The 13,495-nt window shown below is 69.3% G+C and carries 9 protein-coding genes and 2 pseudogenes; 10 read left to right on the forward strand and 1 reads right to left on the reverse strand.

The genetic code is table 11. The features are described from left to right. Positions 1 to 786 precede the first annotated feature (786 nt). Positions 787 to 1,176 (forward strand): annotated as a pseudogene (locus ACFWHU_RS31315) (ATP-binding protein). Between the two features lie 1,122 nt (positions 1,177 to 2,298). Here ACFWHU_RS31315 and ACFWHU_RS31320 read toward each other — a convergent pair. After that, positions 2,299 to 2,751, reverse strand: coding sequence for a MarR family winged helix-turn-helix transcriptional regulator (locus ACFWHU_RS31320; protein ID WP_387228914.1), 453 nt, complete (start codon positions 2,749 to 2,751; stop codon positions 2,299 to 2,301). Positions 2,752 to 2,809: 58 nt separating this feature from the next. Here ACFWHU_RS31320 and ACFWHU_RS31325 point away from each other — a divergent pair, with 58 nt between their 5' ends. The 9 genes and pseudogenes from ACFWHU_RS31325 (at position 2,810) to ACFWHU_RS31365 (ending at position 13,421) form a co-directional block, all read left to right on the forward strand. After that, on the forward strand, positions 2,810 to 3,679 hold the full coding sequence (locus tag ACFWHU_RS31325) for an SDR family NAD(P)-dependent oxidoreductase (protein ID WP_387228916.1): 870 nt from the start codon (positions 2,810 to 2,812) through the stop codon (positions 3,677 to 3,679). A 172-nt stretch (positions 3,680 to 3,851) separates the two neighbouring features. After that, a complete protein-coding gene (locus ACFWHU_RS31330; protein ID WP_387228918.1) occupies positions 3,852 to 6,086 on the forward strand; it encodes an MMPL family transporter in 2,235 nt (744 codons plus the stop codon). A gap of 213 nt (positions 6,087 to 6,299) precedes the next feature. Then, on the forward strand, positions 6,300 to 7,595 hold the full coding sequence (locus ACFWHU_RS31335; RefSeq protein ID WP_387228920.1) for a sensor histidine kinase: 1,296 nt from the start codon (positions 6,300 to 6,302) through the stop codon (positions 7,593 to 7,595). Beyond that, entirely contained in the window at positions 7,592 to 8,269 is a 678-nt protein-coding gene (locus ACFWHU_RS31340) for a response regulator (protein WP_387228922.1), read from the forward strand. The genes ACFWHU_RS31335 and ACFWHU_RS31340 overlap by 4 nt, the downstream gene beginning before the upstream one ends. A 210-nt stretch (positions 8,270 to 8,479) precedes the next feature. Next, positions 8,480 to 9,754, forward strand: coding sequence for a metallophosphoesterase (locus ACFWHU_RS31345; protein ID WP_387228924.1), 1,275 nt, complete (start codon positions 8,480 to 8,482; stop codon positions 9,752 to 9,754). Between the two features lie 461 nt (positions 9,755 to 10,215). Continuing rightward, a pseudogene (locus ACFWHU_RS31350) lies at positions 10,216 to 10,456 on the forward strand (integrase core domain-containing protein); the annotation flags it as partial. Positions 10,457 to 11,325: 869 nt separating this feature from the next. Next, positions 11,326 to 12,318 (forward strand): dihydroxyacetone kinase subunit DhaK, encoded by a 993-nt coding sequence (gene dhaK, locus ACFWHU_RS31355; protein WP_385804397.1) that lies wholly within the window; start codon positions 11,326 to 11,328, stop codon positions 12,316 to 12,318. Positions 12,319 to 12,414: 96 nt separating this feature from the next. Continuing rightward, the gene (gene dhaL, locus ACFWHU_RS31360) at positions 12,415 to 13,014 is read left to right on the forward strand and encodes a dihydroxyacetone kinase subunit DhaL (RefSeq protein ID WP_387229054.1); all 600 of its coding nucleotides are present in this window, start codon (positions 12,415 to 12,417) and stop codon (positions 13,012 to 13,014) included. After that, on the forward strand, positions 13,011 to 13,421 hold the full coding sequence (locus ACFWHU_RS31365; RefSeq protein ID WP_385804399.1) for a PTS-dependent dihydroxyacetone kinase phosphotransferase subunit DhaM: 411 nt from the start codon (positions 13,011 to 13,013) through the stop codon (positions 13,419 to 13,421). The genes dhaL and ACFWHU_RS31365 overlap by 4 nt, the downstream gene beginning before the upstream one ends. Positions 13,422 to 13,495 lie beyond the last annotated feature (74 nt).

Here is a 13,495-nt window from a genome sequence, read left to right on the forward strand (position 1 = left end):
CCCGTCGCCCGTCCTGCATCTGCCCTGGCTTAGAACCCCACTGCCGAACCTCCCGGCACGCGCGCCCGCAGCCGACGCCTTCACCGAGGTACCGCTCTCCTGCGTACTGCACTGTGGCCTGTGACAGCGCCACTCTCCGGCAGCCAGCCCCGTCGCCCGTCCTGCATCTGCCCTGGCTTAGAACCCCACTGCCGAACCTCCCGGCACGCGCGCCCGCAGCCGACGCCTTCACCGAGGTACCGCTCACTCAACTTCACTGCCGGGTACTGCACTTGCGTCAACTGCGGTACTGCTCACGGCGGCCCCTGATCACTGCGGGCCACCCGGTCCGGTCGCCAGTCCCGTCGCCGTCCCGCAACAACCCTGGCTTCGAAACTCCACCACCGCACCGTCCTGCGAACTGCAACTGCGGTCACGCTGCCCGGCAGTTCGTCTCTGCCGGGCCCTGCTGTCTCTCTGGGCTACGAGAGAAACCATAACCACACCACCACCCAATGTCTACTCCGGCCGACATAGATTTCTGTACGCCGATCAGGAAGACAGTCGGCCACGACCGCAGACGGGGCATCCCGTGGCCCACTCCGGCCGGGGACACCCGCTCCGAGCAGCGCCGTTACGCAAGCCTCGATGCCGTGAGCACCGCAGCCTCTCCTTCTGACCGCGTGGATGACCAGCCGGACACACTCCCCAGCGGGCACCCCGTACGGTTAGCGGGCCGCGGGCCGGGGCAAAGGCACCAAGCAGACCAGACCCGGCATTGACGATCCAGAGACCAGGGTGAACCTGATGGACACAGTGAGCGTCAACGTCGCAACCGTCCGCTCCGCGACGTCGATCGCCGGTGCGCGCGAGAGCACGCGGGTTTAACTCGAAGGTCTCGCAGATCCGGTCGCGGCCGAGGCCGCCGACACCGTGGTCCTGGTCGTCTCGGAGCTCGTCACCAACTCCCTGCGCCACGGCGGCGCCACCTGCACCCTGGACCTGACCGCGCACGCGGACAGCATCGAGGTGGCCGTGCACGACCGCAGCCCGCGGCCTCCGCGCATGCGCACCCCCGACCTGAACGGCGGCACCGGAGGCTTCGGCTGGCCCATGGTCAACCGCCTCGCCCGCTCCACCGCGGTGACCCACCGGCCGGGCGTCGGCAAAGCCGTAAGCGCCCTCTTCACCCGGTAGGCCCAGGCGCCGGCCGGCCAAGCCTCGCACCGGAGGGCTCATTTCGACGCGGGAAGGCGTCCGGGCCGGACGTCACTACCATCTGGTTATGGTCGATCACGAGACGGCGTTTCGGTCACTGGACGGCACCGCGTTGTTAGGCACGGTCTCGTCTGCGGCAACGCCCTGTGAGTGGCGGGTCTCGTCCACGGGGCAGGGGCGACCCGGGAGGAGGGCGGCTGAGGAGGGCGGCCTTTTCGCGCGCCTGACCGCCGGTCTGGCCTCGTCCGGGGTAACGAGCCTGCGGTTCGACATGCGGGCGCACGGGGCCAGCGGCCGGCGTGAGTCGGAGCTGACGATCGCGTCGGTGACCAACGACTCCGTCCGGGCCCGAGAGCCCTCGGCTCCAACGCGGACAACGCCCCCCCCCGCCGAGTCCTTCGACGCGACGTTCAAGCGGGAGACAGTCCAGGGGCGCAAAAGCTGGTCCAGCGAGTAAGACGTCCGCTCGCCGCGTTCCGCTGGCTGCACCGCTACGACACCCGGCGTCGTGACGAGTGGGGGACGTGCCCGACTTCAGAACGCGGTTCACAACTGTGGTTGCTGGCGCGACCCGCAGAGGGTCGGTCCACGGCCTGAGCTCCTGCGCGAGGCCCGAACGGCGGCTCAGGCGGAGACTTCGGGAAACCCGGGCCCAGTCGTCCAGCAGCCCGCTCGCGCGTTGGCACTGCCGACGCCCTCTGCCGCTGGAGGGAATCTCAATCCTGCCGACAGCGTTGGAGCACTGCCCGTGAGGGCACCAACCATCTGAGCCCGCGTCAGTTCAGCCAGCAACGAGTCTCCAGGCCATCGAGTGGGACACCGACGTGGCCTGAGCAGTAATGCACAAGACTTCGTACACGGTGGTGCACTCAGACAATTACGCGGACAGTACGTGCAGACCGCACACCGCGGACAAGGCCCTGCCACGAGTGAGTCCGCTTACCGGGCGACACCGTCCGCCGCCTGCTCACAGTGGAAGACGTCAACCATGTCCTTGACCTGGTCCCTGCCGGAAGTCTGGTGCCGCCCGTTCTGTCATGACCGGACCTGCGCGGCGCCGTCGATTCGTGGCGGGATCCGCCAGGAGACTGGCGGGCCTTGTCAGTCCGCGAGTGCAGTGTCGAGGCGAGCCAGTGATACCCGCAGGCTTTTCAACTGTTCCGGGTCCAGCGAGCCGAAGAGCTTACGCAGGACATGTGCGCCCGCGTCTTCGGCTGCCGCCAGCGTGGTGCTGCCTGCGGTGGTCAGGGACACGGTCTTGCGGCGGCGGTCGCTGGTGTCGTCGGTGCGAGAGAGCAGGCCGAGGCGTTCGAGTCCTTCCACGATCTGGGTGACGGACCGGGGTGCCTGGCCGAGGATGTCGGCGAGCTGGGCCTGGTGCAGGGTGCCGTGCGCGGCCAGGGCCTGGAGGACCTTGGTCCGGGACAGGGAGAGCCCCACGGTCGACTGCATGTGCCGGTCCACTTCTTCGCGTAGACCGTAGGCGATGGTGAGGAAGGCCAGTCCCACCTGCTCAGGACCGGTGCCGGTGGTGATCGCTTCGTACTCACTCATGGTGTCGGGTATCGTCCCACACAGAGACCATGAGGTACCTCACGAATGGAGTGAAGTGATGACCCGTCCCGTTGCCGTGATCACCGGAGCCACCTCCGGCCTGGGCCGTATCGCCGCCCTCGACCTGGCCGGCCGCGGCTACCGCATCGGCATGGTGGCCCGCTCCCGTACCAAGGCCGACGTCCTGACGAGTGAACTCAAGGCGGTGGCCGGTGACGTGCCGGTGGACGTCTTCTACGCGGATCTGGGCTTGATCTCACACGCTCGACGGGTCGGACAGGAGATCGCCGCGTTCTACCCGCGTTTGGACGTGCTGGTCAATAACGCCGGACTGCACGCCTTTTCGCAGCGCACCACCACCGAGGGCTTCGCGGACATGACCGCAGTCAACTATCTGGGTCCATTCGTGCTGACCCACGCCCTGACCGACAGGCTCCTGGGCTCGGCGCCGTCGCGGATCGTCAACGTCGCCTCCGAGGCGTCCCAGCAGGCGAAGTCGATCGCACCGGCGGAGGACCTGCGCCATGTCGCCCCGTACACCCGCCGGGCGTCGATGGCGCTGTACGGGCGGACCAAGCTGATGACGATCATGTGGACGCAGGAACTGGCCCGGCGCCTGGATCCCGCGAAGGTCACGGTCAACTGCTGTGATCCCGGCTTCAATGCCACCGGCCTGGGACGTGATCTGCCCGGATCCAAGGTGCTGCGGCAGGTGCTGAACGCGCTGCGCATCGGTGACCCGCGCAAGGGCGCGGGCATCATCGTCCGGCTCGCCACCGACCCCGCGTTCGCGAACACTAGCGGCGGCTATTTCTCCGTGCGCGACGCCAAGCCGCTGGAGTGCCCCGAACCGGGGCGGGATCCCCGCCTGCAGAAGGAGCTGTGGGATCAGACCATGGCGCTGCTGTCGGCCCGCGCGTTCGGCTGAGACGTGGCGGCTCCGTCTCAAGGAGGAGGCCGGCCGGTACCGGGGTACTGACCCCGGCGCAGATTCAGCCTTGAGTAGCTCACGTCGGCCACGTCTGGCTTCTACGTTTTCATCCGGCGCCTTCAGGCCCGTTTTCACACATCCTCTCTTTCTCCTGGTGGGAGTACTTTTCGTGGCCACCTTTCTCTACCGGCTCGGCCGGCTCGCCTTCCGGCGGCGTCGGCGTGTGCTGCTGGTCTGGGTCGCGGTGCTGATCGCCGCAGGCATCGGCATCAGCGGCGTCTCCGGCAGTACGACGGACGACTTCACCCTTCCCGGCACCCAGTCGCAGCAGGCCATCGACCTGCTGGAGGCGGAGTTTCCGCAGGCATCCGCCTCGGGTGCCACCGCTCGCGTGGTCATCGAAGCACCGGACGGCGAGAGACTGACGTCGGCCGCCCGCAAGCCGCACGTGGAGGCGCTGGTCGATGACCTGCGCACGGCGCCGCAGGTGGCCAATGTCGCCGATCCGTTCTCCGCCGGGCTGGTGTCCGCCTCCGGCGGCATCGCCTACGCCCAGGTCACCTATGCGGTGCCTCAGGCGGAGATAACCACCACTGCCTCCGATGCTCTGCGCGAGGTGGTGCGGCAGGGTGCGGAGGCGGGCCTGGCCGTCAGTCTCGGCGGCAACGCGGTTCTGGACGAGAGTGGGAGCAACGCCGCGGAGCTGATCGGCCTGCTCGTCGCCGCGTTCGTACTGGTGATCACCTTCGGTTCGCTGGTCGCGGCCGGGCTGCCGCTGCTGTCCGCGATCGTCGGCGTCGGAATCGCGCTGTGCGGGATCACCGTCGCCTCGTCGTTCGTCGACATGGCTTCCAACGCACAGACGCTGTCCCTCATGCTGGGCCTGGCGGTGGCCATCGACTACGCCCTGTTCATCGTCTCCCGCTACCGCAGCGAGCTGCTGCGGGGCCACCCGCCGGAGGAGGCCGCAGGCCGGGCCCTGGGGACAGCGGGATCCGCGGTGGTGTTCGCCGGACTGACGGTAATCATCGCGCTGGTGGGTCTGTCCGTCATCGGCATCGGGATGCTGACCACCATGGGGCTGGCCGCGGCCTTCGCCATCACCGTCGCGGTCCTGGTCGCCCTGACCCTGCTGCCGGCGCTGCTGGGCTTCACCGGTACGCGCGTGGCCAACGGGCGCCTGACCACACGCCGGATGCGTGCCGCGGAGCGCGGTCGCCGCACCACGATGGGAGTGCGCTGGGGCCGATTCGTCACCCGCCACCCCTGGAAGATGCTCCTGGCCTCCGTCGTCGGCCTCGGCGTGCTGGCCCTCCCGGCGCTGTCGCTGCGGCTGACCCTGCCGGACGACAGCATGGCCGCCCCGGGCAGCACCCAGCGAATGGCCTACGACACCCTCAGCAAGGGCTTCGGGCCGGGCTTCAGCGGCCCGCTGACCGTCGTCGTCGACGCGCGCAGCAGCGACGATCCCGAGGCGGCGGCGAAGGACACCACCGCTTTGCTGGACGGGCTCGACGATGTCGCCACCGTGCGACCGCCCGTCTTCAACCAGACCGGTGACGTCGCCCTGATCACCGCCGTTCCGGGCAGTTCCCCCACCAGCCAGGCCACCGTGGATCTGGTCGCCGACATCCGTGAACGCAGCACGGCCGCGGAGGGGGGCAGCGGCGCGCAGGTGATGGTCACCGGCCCGACCGCCCTCAACATCGACGTCTCGGCCAAGCTGGGCGAGGCGATGGTGCCCTACCTGGCCATCGTCGTCGGGCTCGCACTGATCCTGCTGCTGCTGGTGTTCCGTTCGCTGCTGGTTCCGCTCAAGGCCGCCCTCGGCTTCCTGCTCAGCGTGGTCGCCACCCTCGGTGTGCTGGTCGCCGTCTTCCAATGGGGCTGGCTCAAGGACGTGTTCGGCGTCGACGAGACCGCGCCGATCGTCAGTCTGCTGCCGATCCTGCTGATCGGCGTCGTCTTCGGCCTGGCCATGGACTACGAGGTCTTTCTCGTCTCCGGCATGCGCGAGGCGTACGTCCACGGCGCCTCGCCCACCGAAGCCATCGTCACCGGCTTCCGGCACGGGGCCCGCGTGGTCACCGCAGCGGCCATCATCATGATCTCGGTGTTCGCCGGATTCCTCCTCGACGACGTCGCCCTGGTGAAGTCGATCGGCATGGGGCTCGCCGTCGCGGTCCTCTTCGACGCGTTCGTGGTCCGTATGACCATCGTCCCGGCGGTGATGACCCTGCTCGGCGACCGGGCCTGGTCGCTTCCCGCCTGGCTGGACCGGATCCTGCCCAACGTGGATGTGGAGGGCGAAAAGCTGCGCCGGATCCTCGACGACCGAGATCGGGGGGCGGGCGTGCCCGCACCCGCAGGCCAGAAACCGGAGCCGGCTGCCCCCGTCGGCTGAACGCCCGATTGGCCCCACCCGTCGGCCCTGTCCCTCCGAGGCCGGCGGGCGGCCCGGACCCGGGCAGCAGGAGGCCGGACCCCCACCAGGCAGCTGCCCGGGTCCCCCTCCTATCCCCGCCCGCCGGTTTGTCTCCCCTTGGGGGCCGGCGGGCGGCTCTTCCCCTCTGGACCGACCTGGACCGCGAGGGCCCGACTACGAAGGCGCCCTGCCATGCCCGAGCCGATCAACCCGGTGCCCGCCTCCCGGACGGCCATGCACGCCGCCCGGCTACCGCGCTCACTGACCAGCGATCCGGACCAGCGCGTGGCGGTGTCCATCATCAGCGGGCTCGCCGCATGGCGGATGCTCGACCAACGGCACCCCCGGCTGCGCCGGTGGGCCCTGCCCGCGTTCTGCTCCCTGTTGGCCCTGCCCTCGCTGCTCAACCCGGCCAACCGCGCCCACCTGCCCAGCGAGATCGCCCTCACCCTCGCCTACACCGTGCCCCTGCTGTGGCGCGAGCGGCACCCCGGCCTGGTCTTCGCCCTGACGACCATCGCCTCGCTGCTGGCCCTGCCCCTCCACGTACTCAACGGCGCCGACGCCGCCCGCATCGTCGCGCTGTACAACGTCAGCCGCTACGGCACGCCGCGCCAGCTGGCCGCCGCCTGCACCATCACGGCGGCACAACTCGTCGTGTGGGCCTCGGCGTTCTGGGGCAGTGGCCATCTCCAGCACGCCAAAAGACCCGAGATGATCACCCTGCTCACCATGCTGGCCGTCACCGCCTGCGCGGGCCTTGCACTGACCGGGCGGCTGGCGAAGGCATACATCGTGGCCCTGGAGAGTGAGCGGGACCAGCAGGCGCGGCTGGCGGCCGCGCGGGAACGCACCCGGGTGTCACGAGAGATGCACGACATCCTCGGCCACACCCTCGCCGTGATCGTCGGCCTGGCCGACGGCGCCGCAGCCCTTGCCAAGATCCGCCCCGAACGCTCGGCCGACACCTTGCACATCATCGCCGACAGCGGGCGCGAAGCCCTCGCGGAACTGCGCCGCCTCCTCATTGTCATCGACGACCGTGTTCTGAAAACGGACGTGCCCCTGGCGCCACAGCCGACTCTGGACGATCTCACCGCCCTACTGACCCGTGTACGGGCCGCCGGCCCCGCCGCCACGCTGCGCACCGACGGCGACCTGACCGCGCTCAGCAAAGGAGTGCAGCTCACGGCCTACCGAATCGTCCAGGAAGCGCTCACCAACACCCTCAAGCACGCAGCATCCGACACCCGCGTACAAGTGAACGTGACCACCGACGGCAGCACGGTGCACGTGAGCGTCGAGGATTGCGGACCGCCACGCCGCGCGGACACCGAACACCCCAGCGGCCAGGGCCTGGTCGGCATGCGCCAGCGCGCCGCCCTCTACCAGGGTCGGATCAGTGCCGGACCCACCCCCTCGGGCGGCTGGCGCGTACACACCTCTCTCAGCACCCCCACCGTCGCCATGGAGAAGCACCTCACATGACCACCGTCCTCGTCGTCGACGACCAGACCCTGCAGCGGCTCGGCTTTCGCATGCTGCTCGAAGCCCAGCCCGACATGACCGTCGTGGGCGAAGCGGCCCACGGACACGACGCCGTCCGCATGACCGCCGAACTGCGACCCGACGTCGTGCTCATGGACATCCGCATGCCCGGCCTCAACGGCATCGAGGCCACCCGCCGCATCTCCGCTTCGGGCGGCCGCTCCCGTGTCCTGGTCCTGACCACCTTCGACCTCGACGAGTACGCCTACGAAGCACTGCGCGCGGGAGCCGCAGGCTTCTTCCTCAAAGACGCTCGCCCCGAGGAACTCGTGGTCGGAATCCGCGCGGTGGCCGCCGGAGACTGTGTCACCTCACCGAGCCTGACCCGCAGGCTGATCAATGCGTTCACCACCTCACGGCCCCAGCAGCACCTCGACCCGGCCCATCTCAGCCGCGAGCAGCAACAACAACTGGCCCTCCTCACCGAGCGGGAACGCGAAGTACTCGCCGCCGTCGCCTGCGGGTCGTCCAATGCCGAGATCGCCGCCGAACTCCACCTGGCCGAGTCCACAGTGAAGTCCCATGTCAGCCGCATCCTCGCCAAGATCAACGTCCGCGACCGCGTCCAAGCCGTCATCTTCGCCTACGACGTCGGTCTGGCCCGCCCCAACTGATCCCGCGCACAGCAGTCGCAGCCCCGCCCTTCCAGGCCGCGCACGACCACAGCCACACATGCCACCCCACCAGCAGCCGGGCCGACAGGCAACCGCACCGCCCTCCACCACCCACGCCTCATCAGGAGCTACTGCCCCCATGCCCAGGCACTCCCGACCCACCCGCCGCCCGTACGCCGGCACCGCGGCCCTCGCCCCGGCGGAAGCTGTATGAGTACCCTCGCGCAAGAAATCACCGTCGCCGGCACGAGCATCGTCGTCGCAGCCGCCGCCCACCGATACCTGTACCTGCGGCTCGTCAAGAACGTCACAGCCTCCCCCCGGCTGCGCCGCAGTGGGCAGATCGCCGCGGTGGCGCTGACCGCCCTGGTCCCCGCCGGTGTACTGACAGCCCAGTACGCCAACCCCACCAGCATCGCGTGGCTCGTCTGGCCGGTGTTCGCCTGGGTCGCCTGCGCCGCCTACCTCCTGCTCGTCCTCACCGTCCTCGAAATTCCGACGTGCCTCACAGCGCGCTCGCTACAACGGCGGGCCCACGTAACCCGTCACACGCCCACACCGAACACCGGGAACACGCGGCAGCAACAGGGCACGGCAATACACAAAGCGGACCCCGCCGGGCCTGCTCCGTGCCCCGACCCGCCAACCATGGCCAGTCGTCGCCTCGTGCTCGCCCGCTCAGTCGCCCTGCTGGCCACAGCAACCGCCACCGCCACCACGGGCTACGGCTTCCACCGCGGCCTGGGACCACCCGACATCAAGACGGTGCCCGTCAATCTGCGCCGACTCCACCCCTCTCTCGACGGCATGCGCATCACCATGGTCAGCGACCTCCACCTCGGCCCCTTCTTCGGCCACGCCCACACCGCCCGCAACGTCCGCATGATCAACAACACCTCGCCCGACATCGTCGCGATCGTGGGCGACCTCTCCGACGGCAGCGCCGAAGACCTCGCCGGACACGCAGAACCGCTGACGCGCCTCACCTCCACCCACGGCACGTACTTCGTCACCGGCAACCACGACTACCGCTATGACGCCGATGCCTGGATCAACACCCTCACCGACTTCGGCATCACCACCCTGCGCAACACCCGCACCCTGATCACACACCGCAGCGGAGCCATCGACCTGGCCGGCGTCACCGACGTCGAAGGCGAACGCCACCACGACACCCCCGACTACGACAAGGCCCTCGCCGACCGCGACCCCTCCCACCCCATCGTTCTTCTCGCCCACCAGCCCGTCCAGGTACACGAAGCAGCACGACACGACGTAGATCTCCAGCTCTCCGGACACACCCACGGCGGAGGCTTCTTTCCCGGGAACCTGCTCACCCCTCTGACACAGCCGGTCACAGCCGGGCTTGCCACCTTCGACACCACCCAGCTCTTCGTCTCACGCGGAGTCGGGGCCTCCCTCCCCCCGATCCGAGTCGGAGCCCCACCCGACATCACGGTGATCGAACTGCGCAGCACCTCGTAATCACACGTTGCGGCAGAAAGGGCAACGACCAGTCATGGAGGTGACGACCCGATTCCCGCGTTCACTTCGCTGCCCCGCCCCTCGGCCAGGAAGCATCGTGAAAGAGCTCTGACCAGCGTGGTCGGGTCACCCCCGACCACGGACCCGACCACGGGACGGGCCCCTCGCCAGGACGGCGGTTCCGAACGCGATCCGTACGGGGCCACGTCGGCGGGCGCCTGGTCCAGGCGTAGCCGAACGAAGCGGACCGGGTGGCGGTAGAGGCCGCGGTCGACAGCGGTGTCCGTGCTGATCTCCGCGACCACCTCGGGGGCGACCAGTCTTCCCGGCTACAGCCCTCATCACGGTCGAAGAACCGGCCGATCTGACGCGGAGAGCTGAACGGTCGGCCCTCGGCAGGACTTCGCATGGGAAATCCTCGCTCCTGGGCGCGAAAACAAGGAAGCTCCCGCCTGCGGCACCAGTACACGAGCCGGGCGTTCGCAGATGCCTGCCGACGAACCGGCGTCCGGCAGTCCGGCAGTCCGGCAGTCCGGCAGTCCATGAGAGCGATCGGCTCCAGCGCGGACAACGCTCCTCGCCGAGTCCTTCAACGCGACGTTCAAGCGGGAGACACTCCACGGGCGCAAGAGCTGGTCCAGCGAGTACGAGGCCCGCCTCGCCGCGTTCCGCTGGCTGCAGCGCTACGACACCCGGCGTCGTGACGAGTGGGGACGTGCCCGACTTCAAAAAGCGCTTCGCAACTGTGGTTGCTGCCGCGACTCGCAGAGGGTCGGCCCAAAGTCAGCGCTCCTGTGCGAGGCCCGAACGGCGGCCCAGGCGGAGGCCGCGCGAGAGGACTTCTGGGACTTCTCTGGGACTTCCGGCCGCGTAAACAGGCAAGGGCCTGAAACACCAGAAAGGCAATCTCGCCTGGTCAGCGCCCCACGCCTGCCCATGGAAGCAGGTCACAGACCCGGCTGGTCTCTTCCGCGACAAGTGACCATCAGGACCCAACAGCTCCCCGCAAGGGCGCCGCCCGCCCTCGGCGCCCCATAGATGTACGCCGCCTGGGCCCGACCTGCCAAAATATCTGCCCTGGCACCTCATCAGAACGAGCGTCAAATGAGCGTCACGGGCGTCATTTCACCGTCACACCGCACATAATGCCCACTCAAAAAACCGCAGGTCAGAAGCTTTTTGCGGTCGGCTCCAGGATCGCCACGCACTCTACATAGTGCGTCATCGGAATCAAGTGGAATGGACAGGCGGCCGTCGTGCGCTTCGCCACCCGCTAACGGGCGGTAACGGGCATGGGACAGGAGCCACCTCCTACCGACCGCCCGACGCCAGCGCGCCAGACTTCACGATCACCCCTGCCTCTTCGATACTGAGTGCGCCGGGCACGGCAAGGACCGGGCCCAAGACAGTCTGACGATTCATCAGGAAAGTCAGCATCAAGTCAGCAACACCCCCGCCGGGGAACGCCATCGACCGTCACCGACCGCTAAGAGGCAAGGGCCACTGCACGTCGGCTGACCAGGCAGAACCCCGCTCAGAAGCCTGGCTGGTAAACTCTCGAGGAGGATCCGTTGAGAATGCTCATCAATGTGCCGGAGACCGTCGTCGCCGACGGGCTGCGGGGAATGGCCGCCGCGCACCCCGATCTGTCCGTCGATGTGGACAACCGCGTCGTCGTACGCCGGGACGCGCCGGTCGAGGGAAAGGTGGGGCTCGTCTCGGGCGGTGGTTCGGGGCATGAGCCGTTGCACGGGGGGTTCGTGGGGCCCGGGATGCTCTCCGCCGCCTGTCCGGGTGAGGTCTTCACCAGTCCCGTGCCCGATCAGATGGTGCGGGCCGCCACCGCCGTGGACAGTGGTGCGGGCGTGCTGTTCATCGTCAAGAACTACACCGGGGACGTCCTCAACTTCGACATGGCTGCCGAGCTGGCCGAGGACGAGGGCATCCGCGTCGGGAAGGTACTGGTCAACGACGATGTCGCGGTGGTCGACAGCCTGTTCACGGCGGGGCGGCGCGGTACGGGCGCCACGCTCTTCGTCGAGAAGATCGCCGGCGCCGCCGCCGAGGAGGGCGCGCCGCTGGAGCGGGTCGAGGCGATCGGGCGGCAGGTGAACGAGAGCGCGCGCAGCTTCGGTGTCGCCCTCAGCGCCGTGACGACCCCGTCCAAGGGCAGCCCCACCTTCGATCTGCCGGACGGTGAGCTGGAGCTGGGCATCGGTATCCACGGCGAGCCGGGGCGTGAGCGGCGCGCCATGATGACCTCGCGCGAGATCGCGGACTTCGCCGTGGACGCGGTACTGGAGGATCTGCACCCGTCGGGCCCGGTGATCGCGCTGGTCAACGGCATGGGGGCGACGCCCCTGCTGGAGCTGTACGGCTTCAACGCCGAGGTTCAGCGGGTACTTGCGGAGCGGGGCGTGGCGGTGGCCCGTACGCTCGTCGGGAACTATGTGACCTCGCTCGACATGGCCGGGTGCTCGGTGACGCTCTGCCAGGTCGACGAGGATCTGCTGCGGCTCTGGGACGCGCCGGTGCAGACGCCCGCACTGCGCTGGGGCCGCTGACCCGCGGGGCCCGCCGGGCCCCGCGGGCACGTACGCCCGACACGTACGCCCGACGTTCTTCGAGGAGACCTTGTGTCCGACCAGGATTCCGAGCCGGTGTTCGACGTCGATTTCTTCCGCCGTTGGCTCCTGGCGGTGGCCGCCGCCGTGGAGCGGGAGGCGGGCCGTCTCACCGAGCTCGACTCGGCGATCGGTGACGCCGACCACGGCAGCAACCTCCAGCGCGGCTTCCGTGCCGTGACCGCGTCGCTGGAGTCGGAGCCGCCGGAGACGCCCGGCGCCACGCTGATCCTCGCGGGGCGGCGGTTGATCTCCACGGTGGGCGGCGCCTCGGGGCCGTTGTACGGGACGCTGCTGCGCCGTACGGGCAAGGCGCTCGGCGATTCGCCCGAGGTCACGGCCGCGCAGTTGGCCGAGGCGCTGGGCGCCGGGGTCGCCGCCGTGGCGCAGTTGGGCGGCGCGAAGGCCGGGGACAAGACGATGATCGACGCGCTGGAGCCCGCGGTGGCGGCGCTCGGCACGTCGTTCGCGGCGGCGGCGACCGCCGCGGACGAGGGCGCGGTGGCGACCGTGCCGCTCCAGGCCCGCAAGGGCCGGGCCAGCTATCTCGGTGAGCGCAGCATCGGACATCAGGATCCGGGCGCCACGTCCTCCGCGCTGCTGATCGCGGCCCTGGCCGCGACGGCGGGCGAATGAGTACCGGGAAGCCGGTAGGCGTCGTGCTGGTGTCGCACAGCCGGGCGGTGGCTGAGTCGGTCGCCGAGCTGGCCGTCGGGCTCGCGGGCGGCGGCGCCACCGCTCCGGTGGCCGCCGCCGGGGGCACTCCCGACGGCGGGCTCGGTACCAGTTCCGAGCTGATCGCGGCGGCCGCCGCCGAGGTGGACCGGGGCTCGGGTGTCGCGCTCCTGGTCGATCTGGGCAGCGCCGTGCTGACCGTGAAGTCGCTGCTGGCCGAGGGCGACGAACTGCCGGACGGTGCCCGGCTGGTGGACGCGCCCTTCGTGGAAGGCGCGGTCGCGGCCGTGGTCACGGCGTCGGCGGGCGCGGATCTGGACGCGGTGGAGGCGGCGGCCTCGGAGGCGTACGACTACCGCAAGGTCTGACGCCTACCGCAGGGCTGACGCGGTAGCCGGGCTTCCGGGTGGTGGGCGAGAGACCGGCCACACTTTGTGCAACT

This window comes from Streptomyces sp. NPDC060366 (assembly GCF_042725135.1).
Taxonomy (GTDB): domain Bacteria; phylum Actinomycetota; class Actinomycetes; order Streptomycetales; family Streptomycetaceae; genus Streptomyces.

Excerpts from the sequence above, each read along its gene's own strand:
- ACFWHU_RS31320 (WP_387228914.1), bottom strand. The coding sequence starts at position 2,751 with ATGAGTGAGTACGAAGCGATCACCACCGGCACCGGTCCTGAGCAGGTG.
- ACFWHU_RS31325 (WP_387228916.1), top strand. The coding sequence starts at position 2,810 with ATGACCCGTCCCGTTGCCGTGATCACCGGAGCCACCTCCGGCCTGGGC.
- ACFWHU_RS31335 (WP_387228920.1), top strand. The coding sequence starts at position 6,300 with ATGCCCGAGCCGATCAACCCGGTGCCCGCCTCCCGGACGGCCATGCAC.
- ACFWHU_RS31340 (WP_387228922.1), top strand. The coding sequence starts at position 7,592 with ATGACCACCGTCCTCGTCGTCGACGACCAGACCCTGCAGCGGCTCGGC.
- ACFWHU_RS31345 (WP_387228924.1), top strand. The coding sequence starts at position 8,480 with ATGAGTACCCTCGCGCAAGAAATCACCGTCGCCGGCACGAGCATCGTC.
- ACFWHU_RS31365 (WP_385804399.1), top strand. The coding sequence starts at position 13,011 with ATGAGTACCGGGAAGCCGGTAGGCGTCGTGCTGGTGTCGCACAGCCGG.